At 26.6% G+C, this 13,667-nt stretch carries 19 protein-coding genes; 1 reads left to right on the top strand and 18 read right to left on the bottom strand.

Annotated elements, in window-relative coordinates; genetic code table 11:
* Positions 1-10 precede the first annotated feature (10 nt).
* The 5 genes from H599_RS0117005 to H599_RS0116980 form a co-directional block, all read right to left on the bottom strand.
* Positions 11-436, bottom strand: coding sequence for a hypothetical protein (locus tag H599_RS0117005; protein WP_026715230.1), 426 nt, complete (start codon positions 434-436; stop codon positions 11-13).
* Positions 424-1,053 (bottom strand): ParA family protein, encoded by a 630-nt coding sequence (locus H599_RS0117000; RefSeq protein WP_026715229.1) that lies wholly within the window; start codon positions 1,051-1,053, stop codon positions 424-426. The genes H599_RS0117005 and H599_RS0117000 overlap by 13 nt, the downstream gene beginning before the upstream one ends.
* Before the next feature lie 24 nt (positions 1,054-1,077).
* Entirely contained in the window at positions 1,078-2,475 is a 1,398-nt protein-coding gene (locus H599_RS20005; protein ID WP_051590791.1) for a relaxase/mobilization nuclease domain-containing protein, read from the bottom strand.
* On the bottom strand, positions 2,475-2,873 hold the full coding sequence (locus H599_RS0116990; protein ID WP_026715228.1) for a plasmid mobilization protein: 399 nt from the start codon (positions 2,871-2,873) through the stop codon (positions 2,475-2,477). The genes H599_RS20005 and H599_RS0116990 overlap by 1 nt, the downstream gene beginning before the upstream one ends.
* Before the next feature lie 464 nt (positions 2,874-3,337).
* A complete protein-coding gene (locus H599_RS0116980; RefSeq protein ID WP_026715227.1) occupies positions 3,338-3,574 on the bottom strand; it encodes a hypothetical protein in 237 nt (78 codons plus the stop codon).
* A 203-nt stretch (positions 3,575-3,777) separates the two neighbouring features.
* Here H599_RS0116980 and H599_RS20945 point away from each other — a divergent pair, with 203 nt between their 5' ends.
* A complete protein-coding gene (locus H599_RS20945; RefSeq protein ID WP_162174272.1) occupies positions 3,778-3,954 on the top strand; it encodes a hypothetical protein in 177 nt (58 codons plus the stop codon).
* 1,335 nt (positions 3,955-5,289) lie between these two features.
* Here the strand turns inward: H599_RS20945 and H599_RS0116970 are convergent.
* From H599_RS0116970 to H599_RS0116910, 13 genes are all read right to left on the bottom strand, one after another.
* Positions 5,290-6,384: a hypothetical protein gene (locus H599_RS0116970; RefSeq protein ID WP_026715225.1), complete on the bottom strand. Its 1,095-nt coding sequence runs from the start codon at positions 6,382-6,384 to the stop codon at positions 5,290-5,292.
* Positions 6,385-6,394: 10 nt separating this feature from the next.
* Entirely contained in the window at positions 6,395-6,880 is a 486-nt protein-coding gene (locus H599_RS0116965; protein ID WP_026715224.1) for a hypothetical protein, read from the bottom strand.
* A 1-nt stretch (position 6,881) separates the two neighbouring features.
* Positions 6,882-7,634, bottom strand: coding sequence for a ParA family protein (locus tag H599_RS0116960; protein ID WP_035141842.1), 753 nt, complete (start codon positions 7,632-7,634; stop codon positions 6,882-6,884).
* 75 nt (positions 7,635-7,709) lie between these two features.
* On the bottom strand, positions 7,710-8,075 hold the full coding sequence (locus H599_RS0116955; protein ID WP_026715222.1) for a hypothetical protein: 366 nt from the start codon (positions 8,073-8,075) through the stop codon (positions 7,710-7,712).
* Between the two features lie 52 nt (positions 8,076-8,127).
* Entirely contained in the window at positions 8,128-8,526 is a 399-nt protein-coding gene (locus tag H599_RS0116950) for a DUF6876 family protein (RefSeq protein ID WP_026715221.1), read from the bottom strand.
* A gap of 24 nt (positions 8,527-8,550) precedes the next feature.
* The gene (locus H599_RS0116945; protein ID WP_026715220.1) at positions 8,551-9,144 is read right to left on the bottom strand and encodes an LPD29 domain-containing protein; all 594 of its coding nucleotides are present in this window, start codon (positions 9,142-9,144) and stop codon (positions 8,551-8,553) included.
* Between the two features lie 1,309 nt (positions 9,145-10,453).
* Complete coding sequence (locus tag H599_RS0116940; RefSeq protein WP_026715219.1) at positions 10,454-10,711, bottom strand: hypothetical protein; 258 nt, start codon at positions 10,709-10,711, stop codon at positions 10,454-10,456.
* Between the two features lie 23 nt (positions 10,712-10,734).
* On the bottom strand, positions 10,735-10,980 hold the full coding sequence (locus H599_RS0116935; protein WP_026715218.1) for a hypothetical protein: 246 nt from the start codon (positions 10,978-10,980) through the stop codon (positions 10,735-10,737).
* 186 nt (positions 10,981-11,166) lie between these two features.
* Positions 11,167-11,568, bottom strand: a complete 402-nt coding sequence (locus H599_RS0116930) for a type II toxin-antitoxin system HicB family antitoxin (protein WP_026715217.1) — start codon at positions 11,566-11,568, stop codon at positions 11,167-11,169.
* 35 nt (positions 11,569-11,603) lie between these two features.
* Positions 11,604-11,792 carry a type II toxin-antitoxin system HicA family toxin gene (locus H599_RS0116925; RefSeq protein WP_026715216.1) on the bottom strand — a complete coding sequence of 63 codons (189 nt, stop codon included), beginning with the start codon at positions 11,790-11,792 and terminating at the stop codon, positions 11,604-11,606.
* Positions 11,793-11,887: 95 nt separating this feature from the next.
* On the bottom strand, positions 11,888-12,496 hold the full coding sequence (locus tag H599_RS0116920) for a hypothetical protein (protein ID WP_026715215.1): 609 nt from the start codon (positions 12,494-12,496) through the stop codon (positions 11,888-11,890).
* 1 nt (position 12,497) lies between these two features.
* Entirely contained in the window at positions 12,498-12,695 is a 198-nt protein-coding gene (locus tag H599_RS0116915; RefSeq protein WP_026715214.1) for a hypothetical protein, read from the bottom strand.
* An 18-nt stretch (positions 12,696-12,713) separates the two neighbouring features.
* Complete coding sequence (locus tag H599_RS0116910; RefSeq protein WP_026715213.1) at positions 12,714-13,361, bottom strand: DUF3560 domain-containing protein; 648 nt, start codon at positions 13,359-13,361, stop codon at positions 12,714-12,716.
* Positions 13,362-13,667: the final 306 nt, after the last annotated feature.

Here is a 13,667-nt window from a genome sequence, read left to right as displayed (position 1 = left end):
TATAAAGAATTTACTCCAACTCATTTTCTAAAATTTGTTTAATTAAAATTTTTACTTCCTCTTTTTCTAAAAAATCACTAATCAAAAATGAAACTATTGATTGTGTAGATAAACCGTGAGCATTTAATATTTTGAGCTTCTTAAATGCCTTTTCTTCCGTTCGTGTGTGAATCATATTATCAACCGATTTTGATTCCTTATTTGACTGCTTAATCTTTAAAATTAAAGCATCTATTTTTTTAATTATTTTTACATCTTCATCTGTTTTTGATTTTTTAATTATTATTTCATTTTGGGGTTTCTCTTTTAAAATTTTCTCATTTTCAATGGGAGTAATTTTTTCAACTACAACAACTTTTTCATCAGCAACATTAGAAATTTGTTTTCCCGATTGCTGTGCTTTTATTTTATCAGCTAAATCTTTTAATCCTCCCATCTATCTATATTATTAATTATTGTTTCGAAAACTGGCTCAACTATATTAAGTAAATTGATTGGCAATTCTTTAGTAGTTATTCTTTGAAATCCAACACTATCGTTAATAACAGATGTAACGATACCATTCTTTTTGAAATCATCATTAACAGAATCTAAAGTTTCATATTTAACATTCCCCTTTATTCTATTGGGAACAAAAAATTTTTTAGCATCAGGATTAATCTGTTGAGATATTAAATTGAATATAGTTGTAGCTTGATAAGTCAATTTATCATAACAAAAAGGGATGATGAAAACATCCGCATTTTGCAGGATCGGAAGCAAATTTTCATCATCTAATTTCCCTGGTAAATCAATGATAATATTTAAGTTTTTTTCCTCCTTTAAAAAAGGAATAGTTTCAGGAAATTTTTCAAGATTCAACTCTAAAACTTCGTATAATTCGGGATTATCTAAAATTTTATCTTCTTCATATCTGTTAAAAATTGAAGTTTGATAATCCATATCAAGCACAATGCATTTTTGTTTTTTTACAAGCGTTAAATAATTTGCGTATAAAATAGCAAGAGTACTTTTTCCTGCTCCACCTTTTTGATTACCAAAAACAATTATCATAAGAATATTTTTTATTAATTAATACTATCTTTTTTTTCCTTTTTTATTTCTTTCATTTCCATGAACTTTTTCATCATCTACATCATTTGCCAAACTCCACCCAAACACAACCGAATTTTTATTTTCTTCTTCATTTTCTAAATTCATTTTTCTATTTTCAAAAAATTCATCTATTTTTCTTTGGTCTAAAACTTCACTAGCAGGAACAACGTTTAATCCTAGCTTATCAACTAAATACAAGTTGCCACTTTCAACAACTGGATAGATGTTGATTTTTGACATATCAAGCCAATTGTTGTTTTTAAAAAAAACATCAAGTAAGCTCTTATAGTAAGAGGTTTCGTTTTTGGATAAAGACCTTTCATTAGGGAGAATCTTATCAGGGGGTATTTGATAAAGATTTGAAAGTACTTTTAAGTTTGCAAAACTATTAATATTATACGAATTTACTTCGTTAATTTTTTGGTAATTTTTACCTTTTGTCTTACTAATAACCTCTTCTCCAATTAAAGCTTTCAATTTTAAAACATCACTACCTTTTTGTATAGTCTTATTTTTATTATCAATAAGACTATAACCGAAAGGTTTTTTTTCATCTGAAAAATGAAATACAAACTGTAAACCAAATGAAGTTTTTAAAAAGTTTGTCAAATCAGATTCATAAGCAATAATTTTTCCCTCTCTATCACCTTTTAATTTTTCAAAAACTGGGAATACATTATTTGAATATTCTTTAGAATATTTATAAATCAATGCTCTAATTTGTTCATTTCTTTTTTCTGAAAAATTATCAGCTAATTCAATTTTTGAGTGTTCAATCTCTTTTTGAAAATCCCCATTCTTATATATCTTAAGTAGATTATTATCATCAGATAAAGTGTAACCATTATTATTTAATAACAGCTTTAATTGATTAACAGATGAATATTTATAATCGAATAACTCTTTAAGATTATTGTCATTTTTAATGTTATAATCTTTTTCTAAAATTTCTTTAATAGCAGTTTTAGAACGATAACGTTCGTTAGAATCATTAATCTTTTTACCATCCTTACCAATTCTTGTAGAAACTATATGAACATGATTATTAGCAGTATCATTATGAAAAATAACTAAATAAGGTTGTTCAGAATATCCCATCTTATCCATATATTTTTCAGCTATAACAGTGAGTTCCTTTTTATCAAATTCTTTACCTTTACAACTTATAGCACAATGAAATTGAGGTTTTTTAACCCTTTTATTTGTATTTGATACAGCCTTTAAATAATTCTTAATTGATTCTGAACTTATGTTATTAATGTTTCCCATTTGAGAAAGATTTTTAACTAACATTAATTCTCCTTTTCCTTTATCTACCTTGTTTGAATTATACTGAACACTACTAAAAGAACCCCCTGAACTTAAAATTTTTGCTACCATTATTTACTTAATTCTCGATAAATCGAATTAATAATTGATTTTATTGATTCAACTTTTTTCACATAATCACTAAGCAAAAAAGAGAAATTTAAAAAAAGGCTTTGGTCTAAACCTCCAACATTTTTTATCCTATTGGCGTGTTTAGCTAATTGATTAATATTATTTCCTCCTTTATGAATTTCCAAATTAAGAGCATCTAATGATGATATTAATTCGATCCTATTAGATATTATTTTTTCATCTAATCCTTTTTTTATTAAATATTGTGAAAGGGATAAATTATAAGACTTAGCATTTTTTTTCAAAATATCTTTTTCAGACTTTGAGCATCTAAATTTTATTATTTCGGTTGCTTTATCTTCTTCTTCCAGTTCAGGTCTTCCAACTTTTTTTTTCATTTTTTTATAATTTGAGTTCCGAAAATTATATTCCAATTTCTAATTGGCAAGAAGTTTTTGTGTACACAAAAACACATCTTGCTTTACAAAAATATAAAAGTAATTTTCATAAAAGAACAATAACCTTTATTACTTGAAATAAAGGTTGAAAAATTAAATAAATAACAAATATATTAGATTGATATGGAATAGATATTACGATGTAATAAGTGTGCTTAATTTGTAAAAAAAGATATATAACAATGTAACAGTATAACATTATAACAAAGGGTTGAAGTTGCAATTTTACACTACCCTAGATAACATTATAACATTATAACAATGTAACAGTATAACATTATAACAAAGGGTTGAAGTTGCAATTTTACACTACCCTAGTTTTATTAATCGAAGTTATATTTTTATAAAAGCAGAATGCTAGAAACACTCTGCTTTTATAAAAATTTTCCAATATGTCAAAGACCTTATTCTTTGGATTCAAATCGCAATTGAGTTATAGCAAATAATATTTCTCTAAAAGCTGTAATTATGTCTAAGTCTTGATTATTTGGCATTTGTATTAATTGATATAAAACTTGGCTTCTTGTTTTGCCAGTTCTAATCATTACCATTTTAACCATGCCTTTAGGCATATTTTTCTTTATGAAGAGTAATTCTTCTTCGCTTGCTTCAATGCTTTGTTTTGTAGCTTTTTTATCCATAATTAAAATCAATTAATCATATTTGATTAATCAATTTTGATTAATCAAATATATACATTATCTTTATAATAACAAAAAATCTCACAAATTTCTTTAAAAAAAATTTGTAAGACTTTAGTAATAAAAGAGTTAAACTAGTTTATATAATGTAACAATATTACATAATAACTATATAACATTATAACAATTTAAACAAAAGTCTAATGAAAAATCTATTTTTATTCTTCATTGTAAACATTATCTCAGTAATTAGCATCAGTTCAGCTATGGGAACAAAAACATTAACTGGAATTATCATTGCTTTTTTTGCGTGGGGATACTTCTTAAATAGAATTATTTTTGTTCAAAAAAAAAGCAATACTAGAAAAAGGTTTTTTTAAGAATTTCGATATTGCACGAAGTTAAAAAAGTTTTCTTCTTAAAATGAGAATATATATAATCAGCTCCTTTTTTTCTCCAGTATAACTAAAAATATCCATTTTTCGGCAACAGTTCTGCCCTGCGAAATTTATGTAGCCGGGCAGATCTGCAGCTGAAAAATTTCCTTGTTTTTATTCCTGGTTAATTGGCTACACTTGGCCAAGATTAACCAAGCAATAAAAACCCTTGTAAAGCCTTGAAAAATGGGAGAAGGAGGGCAGGGATTTTGAATGTGTTTTTTTTCAAAACTTATTCAAAATATCGAAAAAGGAATTTTTTAAGGCGGTTTTTGGATGGAATACGGACTAAAAAATAGTACAGTTTTTTCAACTGATCTATTTTTTAGTTGGTACTGGAGCATTGGACTGTTAGGTTTTTTTTTAGAATCAGGATTTTGCCCGAAGTGATGTAAAAATTAATTTCTTTTTAATCAAATATGATTATTTTTTTATATATTTGCTCTGTCGGGTAGGAAAGACAAAGAGGCAACGTGAGGACGACCTTGAGAAGAGCCGAACCCGAGATATTATACCGAAGTATATAAAAAGTCACTAAAAAAGTGACTTTTTTTTTGCGCAACTTTTTTTTAAAATAGGTTGTCTTCGGGAAATATCGAAATTCTAAAAAAAACCTATCCTTTTTTTTAGCAAAGCTAAAAAACATAGAAGTACCTATTTTAGCCATTTTTTTTAAAATAAGTACTTGTAGTTATTTTTTATTAAATAATTCCTCTATTCGCTTATATTTGTTCTTATTTGGTTTTCATTTATAGATTTCTATTGTAAAAATAGCGACCAAATTTTTTTTTTAAAAAATTTAGCGTTCCTTATCTTTTTCTTTTATATAAAGTTTTTAAAAGTTTTAAATACTTAGTTTTAAAACTCCCTTAAAAAAACAATATAAACACTTATTTTACAGCGTTTTAAGGTTACAAAAGTAAAAATATTAAGGTAGTGTAAAATCGTGGGTATAAGGTAGTGTAAAATTGCAATTAAGGTAGTGTAAAATTGCAATTCAGGGTAGTGTAAAATTGCGCAGGGTAGTGTAAAATTGCACAAGGTAGTGTAAAATTGCGCAAAAAAAGCAATAAAAAAACACCCTGATTTATATAAATTACTGTAAAACAATGGCTTAAAATAAATCTAGGGTAGTGTAAAATTGCTATTTAAAGGTGTAAATTATTAAATAAGTGCTACATTTTAACTATTTCAAGGTAGTGTAAAATTGCAATTAGGGTAGTGTAAAATTGCAATTCAAGGTAGTGTAAAATAGTTCAAGGTAGTGTAAAATTGCTGTTATTCAATAGTAGGATAACCATTCTTACTCACGCTTCCCCACGCTGAATTTTTATAAGTTTCAATAATTTCTTCTTGAAATTTTTTAATAAACTCATTTTCTTGTAGCTCAACTATTGGAATTTTTTGCGCTCTATAAGTTTTTAAAATATTAGAATATGCTTTTTGGAATAGTTTAAAATTAGAATAATCAATATTAATCAATGATTTAAGAATGTCAATATTGTATTTACTAAGATTATGCCGTTGTTTCCAGTAATTTAACTTTTGTACAATTTCTTGTTTTTTATTAGTTTCTGAACTTATTTTAAGTTCAGTATCTTTAGTATAAAACGGAATAATATTTATCAAATCGCCTTTAACAGAATAGTTAAACGACCTATTAGAATATTTATCTAAAACCACTTTAAGCGATTTTAAGACATTTTTAGCGTATGTATTTGCATCTAAGTAATTATATCCATAAGCTTCTTGAAAAGTTATAAAATTAACCCTTGTTCCTTTATCGGGTACTTCCAATAGCCACAAATAAAATAGTATTTGTTTACTCTTGGTAAATTTCCACGCTATTTCAGTATAAGCTGGATTATATCTTTCTAATGAAATTACTTGTTCTAAGAAAAAGCTTGACATTAAAAATGAAATCTTTCCATCAGAAATATTAGAATTAGTAATAAATCCTCCTAAAGATTTTATTTTTTTTCCTTTTTCATTAACTGATTCGTGCCAACCTTTTTTATAATTTTCAAGGAATTCCAATCCTTTTTTAACATTCAAATAATCCCCTCTTTCGGCAATATCAGTAATTTTAAATGTAAATCTTGCAAAAGTATTATTTTCAGTTTTGAAATCACTTTCAAAAAGAGAATACTGTTTATTCTGCAACTTATTGCTCCCCCTAAACTGGTCGTGGCTGATGTCATTTAAAATTTTAATAATAATTCTTGTAGCACTAACAGGAGCGTCTAAAATTTCTTTATTTACTTGTGGAGATAAAAAATTTCTTCTCAAATCAACTGGAAAATTCACAATATCACTATTCTTTTTTCCTTGATAATGTCTTTTTTCAATTGGTTTATCTTCTTTATTTTCCATAATTCAAAAATTATTTTTTCTTATAAGATGCTTCTAAAATATCAACGAGTTCTATAATAAAATCTGTTTTAGAAAAAAACTGATTTTTTTTTCTTCTTTCTGCAATAAAGTTATCGATCCAATTTATATCTGAAACCAAAAGAATACTAGAAGTATTATAACTTTCAATTTTTTCTTTTTGTCCTCCTCCCCTATAATATCGTCTTTCTAATGATTTCTCACTAGTAACTAAAGGATTGGCTTTTTTAAGCAATTCTAAGCCCTCTGCAAAAGCATCTTTTAAATTGTAATTATATATACCTTCACTTGTTTTTTTACTGATTAAAGATGTAATATATACATATTTATCAAGAGGAAAAGTAAGGCTAAAGGTTTTTTTATCATTACTTATTTTTTCTTCTTTCGGTTTTTTAACCTGTGGATTAAATAACGTTGAAACTCCTCCTCCTAAGTTTTTATTTCCTTTTTCTAAATCTTCAAATTTTTTATTTTTCATATTAAATTTTCATTAAAATTTCATCAACTAAATTTCCATAATCAATTGCTCCATTTGAAGTTGGAGAATAATCAAAAATATTTTGTCCTGATACTGGAGCTTCTGCAAGTGCAACATTTACTCTAATAGAAGTATCAAATAATTTCTCTCCAAAATATTTTTTCACACTTGTTTTAATGCTGTCAGTTAATATTCTTTGAGAATTACATTTTGTAATAAATACCCCTCCAATAGCTAATTCAGGATTAAAATTAAATTGAACATTTTCAATTATATTAATAAGCCTATCAATACCTTTATAAGCGTAAAATTCAGCTTCTAAAGGAACTAATACCGTTGTACTCGGAACAAGTGCGTTTAGAGTTAATAAACCCATCGCAGGAGGACAATCAATAATAATATAATCATAATTGATATTAATTCCATGAATTAGTTTTTCTAAAATACTTTCTCTCTTACTACGTGATACTAATTCTAATTCAGCTCCTAATAAATCCAAAGAAGAGGGAACTAAATGTAAAAACTCACTAATTTCTACAATAGGAAGAGGTGTTTTATATTTATCATCTTTAATAGAATCATAAATTGATTTTTCCGTATTAATTAAACCTAAACCCTCTGTTAAATTAGCTTGGGGGTCAATGTCAATTAACAACGTTTTTTTGTTTAGCCTTGCTAATCCTGCTCCGATATTAGCAGTCGAAGTAGTTTTTCCAGTTCCTCCCTTGTGATTTAAAATAGATATTATTTTCATAGTTTTGATATGATTATGTTTTACAAAATTATATTATTTAGACAATATAAACAAATTAATTAAATAGTATTTGTATTAAAAAAACTCTAGTTGTGTATTTTCTGGAATTGGCAAAAAATCTATTGATTCTCCAATAATTACCCAATCAACTTTTTTACATTTAAAGGTAATACCTGTATATCCTCTTTCTGCTTTGCCATCTAAAACATCAAAGCCGTGTTGAGCATAAGAAACAGCCTTTCCTTTGTAATTTTTTAAAAGAACCACCTCATAAGCATTAACTAAAGAAACTCCTTTAGCACCGCTAGAAATGCTCCCTATAACTATATATTTTTTGTTTTTATAGCTAAATAGTTCAGTTATTTTATTTGAACACATTTCACTACAAGCGTTTATTTTAGCCAAGTCATTTAATAGGCTTTTAGAAATAAAATATTCCATAAGACAAAATTTAAACCTATCTAATTTTAAAACGTAGATAGGTTAGTTAATATTAATATTCAACTGGCAATAATACCACCCCATCAACACACCAAACTGTATATTCATCAAAAGTAAAATCTGAAAATTCAATGTGTTGTTTAATTAAAATTCTATTGTTTCCATCTTCACAAATTACATTAAAACTATCCTTTCTTTCATCAATAAATTTTTGGTCATTAACTGTGGTAAAAGAATATTCTCTTTCAAGCTTCCAAACCTGAAATCCCTCTTCCATTAGTTTTTTTTGATAACTTGCTATAATATCTAAGAACCAATAAGATTCTGTATTTTTAGCAATCTCTTTCACTCCCTCTGTATATTTTAATTTTGTAACTGGATTAACAAATAATTGTTCTCCTCCGCAATACCCTTGTAAAGAATCGTTTGCATTTTGTACTTGTGCGCTCATAATTATATTATTTATAGTGATTAATTAAATAGTATTTTTGTCGAAAATAATAGTAAAAGAATCTTCACTATTTCCTCCTTTAAAGTTATCATCTTTTTTTATTCCTATAACTTTTGCACCAATGGGAAATGATGTTTTTCTAAGCAATCGATATAAAGTATCGCTTACATTATTTGGATAATTTCTATCTGTATCATTCATTAATTCCCCTAACTTTTCCAGTAATAGTTCTTTAGAATCTCCAAAATTTCTATAGGTAGAAATAAATTTAAACCCTCCAAAAAGCTTATTAAAATTGGTTGGGGTGTAATCTCTGAAATCTCCTGATACATCATTTTGATGGTCAATAAATTTTCTTACAACATTATCAACTTCTTCAATTGTTACACTTTCAAACCAAGTCACACTATAACAATCGCTAAACTCTTTTTTTACTGAGAATTTAACTTTAGGAAAGTTTTTTTTAAGTTCAACTACTAAATTTTTTTTTGTAGTTCCTTGATGCTGATTTTCATTAATTATAAACTCAGGATAAAACTCAATTAATTCATTTTTTCCTGAATTAAGACCTATTACTATTATAGGCTCAACAACTTCAATTTTTTCAACGTTTTCCATAATTATATTATTTATAGTAATTAATTAAATAGTATTTTAGATTTAGAAGAGGGAATCATTTCCCTTTTTTACTTATGTAAAGATAGTTTATTTATACCGTATATACAAATTAATTAAATAGTATTTTATAAATAAATACAAAGTATTTTACTGAAGTACTATTCAATTTTTGTTGCTTTTAAATAACATACGTCTAAGAAATAAAAACCACACAAAGAAAACTACAAAAACACCTGTAAAGGTTCTTGTACCCATTGCAGAAGAAATACCTATTACAGATATTATATTTACTAAAAAAAACAAGAATACTGACTTCATAAACCACGACATTAATTATCCTTAAAGATAGTTTATTTATATCATATATACAAATTATTTAAATAATATTTTGTAATTAAATGCAAAGTTTTTTAGATGGAGCAGGAGCAGAACCACAATAAATAAGAAATTGATTTTTTTTGAAAATAGTTAGGCAAAAATTAGGTTATAAACTCAATTATATCATTTGCAAGATTTAGATTTTGAAGCCTTTAAAATAGGTGTAATCGGTATTTTTTATTTTCAAAAAATCCGATATCCGAACAGCTCCTTTTTTTTCTGCAATAAGACTAAAAATTTTTAGAAAATTACATCTTCCGCTGAGTTTGAGTTTTTCGCCTTTAAAACTAAACCGTTTAATAGAAATTCGAATTTTAAATAAGCAATCAGATAGAGTATAAATCTAGTATTCTTGACTTGTAAGGAACGAAAACAAGTCTTAGAATACTTTTTAAGGCGAGAGCTGTAATTGTGTTTAAAATCGAATTTAAAACCTTTGTTTGGTTTTATGGCTAAAACTTGAACTCAGGATGTCATTTAAAATTTTTTGAGGATTATTGCAATAGAAAGAAAATGTAAATATCCATTTTTTGGCAGCAGTTCTGCCCAGAACTTTTTTTGTTCCGGGCAGATCTGCAGCTGAAAAATTTCCTTGTTTTTATTCCTGGTTAATTGGCTACACTTGGCCAAGATTAACCAAGCAATAAAAACCCTTGTAAAGCCTTGAAAAATGGGAGAAGGAGGGCAGGGATTTTGAATGTGTTTTTTTTCAAAACTTATTCAAAATATCGAAAAAGGAATTTTTTAAGGCGGTTTTTGGATGGAATACGGACTAAAAAATAGTACAGTTTTTTCAACTGATCTATTTTTTAGTTGGTATTCAAAGCGTGGGGAAATCGCTTCTAATTTTTAAACTCGTTATCCCTAGATAATGAGTTTAAAAATTAGAAGCGCACGCAAAAAAAAATCCTACCAAAGCAGGACTTTCTTTTTATTCAGAATCAAGTTTTAATTCTAAATTCCAATCTTTTATTAACTGTTCAAGTTTTTTCTTAAAAACATTAAATCGAGTTGAAGAAACAACAATCGCCCCGTTAAATTCAATTTTAAATCCATTCGCCCAACTATTGCGTGATTCGTCTCTGAAACTACATAAAGCAACTCTAAAACCATCATCACTATTGAAAGTTCTTTCGTTATCAAAAACAACTTCTTTACCACTTTTCAATACTTCTTTTAAATTTTCCATCTTGTATCTTGTATATGGTTTTATTATTTACCGTGTTGAAATTTTCCATCAATAAAAAGAGGTTCATATTCTCTATGTTCTGCTATCATATCTCCAGTTTCAAAAAAATCTGAATATGAAGCTAATTTTAATTCGTGACATATACAAATAACTCTTTCTTCATCCCCTTTTAATGGATGTTCCACAAATGTGATTTTTTGCCCTAAAGAATTAATAAACTCTTCATAAACAAAAGGATTAAGATTCATTAATTTTTGATAATTAAGCATAATAATATATTTTAAAATTGATTTTTAAATTTTCCTTTTTACTTACGTAAAGATAGTTTATTTATATCATATATACAAATTAATTAAATAGTATTTTATTAAGCCAATCAATATTTCTAAGCACTCATAAAAAGAAAGACCCCCTAAATAGAGAGTCTTTTCAAAATCAAAAGTTTAATCTATTAATCAAATGAACTCGACTTGATTTAATTCCTTACCAAATTCATGTAATTTTTTTTCTATCTTAAGAACTGTTGTTTTAGAAGGCTTTCTTCTTCCAGTTACATAATGACTTAATTGACCTTGATTTACACCTGTCAACCTCTCTAAACCTGCCAAAGAAATAATATTTCCATAATATTCTAAAAAAGATGCTATGTCATAAGAAAATTCAAACTCACATTTTATAAAGCTTTTATTTTCTTCTTTATAATATTCTTCCATTTCCTTATATGAATTTAAAAAATCCTTTTTTGCTTCTTCAACAGTTTTGCCGTCTCCAACAATCCCAAAAGGTATATTATCAGAGCCTATATAAGCTCCGTAACTTCCATCTGTTCCTCTTTCAATAATAACTTTTGCTTTCATAAAACTTGATTTTAATAACTTTTAAAATTCCCCGATTACTTCTTTAATCCTGAATCTCGTAAAATACTTTGTAATGTTCCAAACTTAATTTCCTCACTTTTATGGTGGCTAGTTTGAAATTCTTTTTCTGTAATTGGACTATACCAAATAGGATGTTTTTTACCATCTTTTACCCAATAACAACCAGCCTTTTTTAGCTTACGCTCTAATTCCGAATATTTCATAGAACAATCATTTAATCACATTGCAAAGATACGAATATTAATATCATTAAACAATGTAAGTATTAATTTTTTTCTTCTTTATAAAAGCATAATAATTATGAAGAAAAATAAAATTTATCGATTTTATTTTTCACGTTATCCATAACATTGATTATTCTTTCTACTTGTAATTCAAGTTTATTTATTTCATTAGAGTTTTCCTTTTTTTCGTTGAAATTCTCTAACTTTTCAATTTTTTTATTCAGATATATTAAACTATCACTCATTCTAAAAAATTTAATTCTCATTAAATTAATTTTTTCAGGTAATGAATTTTTGAAATAATAACTTCTTTTCATTTTTTTTGATTCTTTGATAAGAACAAATTTTTTCAAAAAGCAATCTTCAAAAACACTATAGTACATTTTTAATTCTTCACTACGTGGTAAATCTCCTAAAGTGATTAAAGTATTATCTATTACATAGCTCGATTTAGCTTCAATTTTCAAATTTATATTCAATCCATCATCCAAATATTTCAAAATTTTACAAGTATCACCTACCCAAAAAACCCAACTTTGTCCGCTTCCTGAATCTTCCCAAAAAACCGAATTATTATTTGTATTTAAAAAACCTGAATACTCTTTATTGACTTCCAATAAAGAATTTGATTTTCTAACATCTTCGATTTTTGTTACTTTAAAAACAACTTTTATAGCTTTCATATTATCCAAAATTAATACTTATATCATTAATATTTTCAACTTCTTTATCACATTTAGCACACGTAATTGATTCAATTTCATTTCCTGAATTTTTTGCGCCTAATTCTTTTTCTCCATCGATAGAGAAACCTTTCCACGTTATGATTTCTAAAATTTTAAATTCTGTACTTCCACATTCACAAATAAGATTTTTACACATAGTCTTTAATTTTAAAAATTACTCTCCCCAAAGTTTTTTAGCAATTTCTAAATTTTTCAAAGCTTCATTTAAAGCTTTTTTAGCATAAGTAAGAGAGTAACCGTGTGGACGTTCAATTTTTCCAGATTTCATCCCCTCATGTTTTTCTTTTGCTTCTTCCGCTTTATGCTCATAAAATTCTATGCTTTCAGGCATCGATAAATTAATATCGTTCGTTCTTTTTTCCCAATATTCCGCTTTACTTTCGTGTTCTTCCGCTTTTTTCATTTCCTCTACACATTTTCCCATTCTATTATGGTTTCGGTCAATTAAGGCTCTATGTCTTTTTTCGCTGTGATGTCCTATTTTTATAGGTTCACCCAATGAAAGAAAATCTTTTCCCTCCTGTGATGCTTTCCAGTATTCAGTAGATTTATTTTCTGCTGAAATCGCCCATTGTTGGTAACGTTCGGCTTTTTTCTTTGCGAACTCCTGCATATTAAAACCATCAGCACGAACAATTGAGTAATAAAATTCTCCTGATTTTCCTTTAGCCACAAGATTAAAAACAATACACTCGTGTTCTTTACCGTATTTAGTAGTTAAAGTTATTGTTTCCCCTTTTTCGTGTTGCTCTTCACATTTTGCAACAAAAACATTAGCCGTATATTTTGCGTAAGTATTCATAATTATATAGATTATAGTAATTAATTAAATAGTATTTTAGATTAAGAAAAGAGAATCATTTCTCTTTTTTACTTACGTAAAGATAGTTTATTTATATCATATATACAAATTAATTAAATAGTATTTTGTAATTAAATGCAAAGTTTTTTAGATGGAGCAGGAGCAGAACCACAATAAATAAGAGATTGATTTTTTTTGAAAATAGTTAGCAAAAAATTAGGTTATAAACTCAATTATATCATTTGCAAGATTTAGATTTTGAAGCCTTTAAAATAGGTGTAATCGGTATTTTTTATTTTCAAAAAA

The sequence above is a fragment of the Flavobacterium daejeonense DSM 17708 genome, from assembly GCF_000425425.1.
Classification (GTDB): Bacteria; Bacteroidota; Bacteroidia; order Flavobacteriales; family Flavobacteriaceae; genus Flavobacterium; species Flavobacterium daejeonense.
Note: the sequence above shows the minus strand (reverse complement) of the source record. Positions and strands in the feature narration are given on the sequence as shown.